Origin of the sequence: Methylophaga sp. UBA4204, from assembly GCF_002379485.1 — a bacterium.
GTDB lineage: Bacteria > Pseudomonadota > Gammaproteobacteria > Nitrosococcales > Methylophagaceae > Methylophaga.
The window spans coordinates 6,566-7,735 of sequence record NZ_DFTU01000012.1 but is presented as its reverse complement, the minus strand read 5'-3'; the positions used below and the strand labels follow the sequence as shown (position 1 = coordinate 7,735).

The window sequence follows — 1,170 nt, the reverse complement described above, 5'->3', positions numbered from 1 at the left end:
CATAAGCCTTGGAAAAGGTACGGCAAATGATTAAGTTAGGAAACTGTTTGAGCCAATCAATGCTGTTTACCTCTTCATCGCCATATTCAATATAGGCTTCATCCAATACGACTATCACGTTATCAGCAACTGACTGCAGAAAAGTATGAACTTCCGTTGCCGGAATATGCGTTCCGGTGGGATTGTTAGGATTGGCAATAAAAATCAGCTTGGTTTTTTCAGTGATGGCCCGCTGCATGGCTGTTAAATCATGTCCATACTGTTTGGCGGGCACTTCCACCAATGTGGCACCTATTGCCTGCGTCACCAATGGATATACTGCAAACGCGTGTTGGGAGAATATGACTTCATCCGCAGGTGAAGCAAAACAGCGAGCAATAAGCTCCAGCACATCGTTAGAACCATTCCCTAAGGTAATCTGGTTGGCATCAATCTGAAACTTTTCAGATAAAGCCAGTTTTAATGCATAGCCATTACCATCCGGATAACGGGTTAAATCGCGAGTTGCCAACGCAATTGCAGCTTGTGCAGCTTGTGATGGACCAATCGGACTCTCATTTGAGGCGAGTTTGATGACATCTCTTACGCCATATTGACGTTGTAATTCCTCAATGGGTTTTCCCGGTACATAAGGCTGCAAACCGGCAATGCTTTCTACCGCTAAATCACACAGATTCATTTTTGCTCCGCTGGTTTTTTGAAACTATCCACAATCAACAATACGGCGCCAATACAAATAGCCGCATCGGCTATATTAAAGGCTGGCCAGTGATAACTTCCAACATAGATATCTATAAAATCAATAACATAGCCATGGATGAATCGATCAATAACATTGCCGATAGCACCGCCAATAATCAATGCAATTGCTATCGCTTCGACTTTTGCCTGCGCTTTCAAACGTGATAACCAAATCATTAACACTATTGAAACGGAGATCGCCAGACCAATAAAGAAAAAGCGTTGCCAGCCACCGGCCCCCGCCAGAAAACTGAATGCCGCTCCACTATTGTGTGCCAAAGTGAAATTGAAATACGGCATCACGGCGACGGTTTGATAAAGCTCCAGCCAGTTTGCCATAACAACTTTGGTCAGCTGATCCAGCACAATAACCAGGGCGCTAATCCATAACCACTTCATCATAATATTGGCCTCAGGCAAAACGGCGGG

2 protein-coding genes are annotated in these 1,170 nt (G+C 44.4%); both read right to left on the bottom strand.

The window, feature by feature from the left end; all coding sequences use genetic code 11:
• The coding region (locus B3182_RS01755) for a pyridoxal phosphate-dependent aminotransferase (protein WP_292751293.1) at positions 1-679 on the bottom strand (679 nt) is incomplete at its 3' end.
• On the bottom strand, positions 676-1,170 hold a 495-nt coding region (gene lspA, locus B3182_RS01750; RefSeq protein WP_349677924.1), incomplete at its 5' end, for a signal peptidase II. The genes lspA and B3182_RS01755, both read right to left, overlap by 4 nt.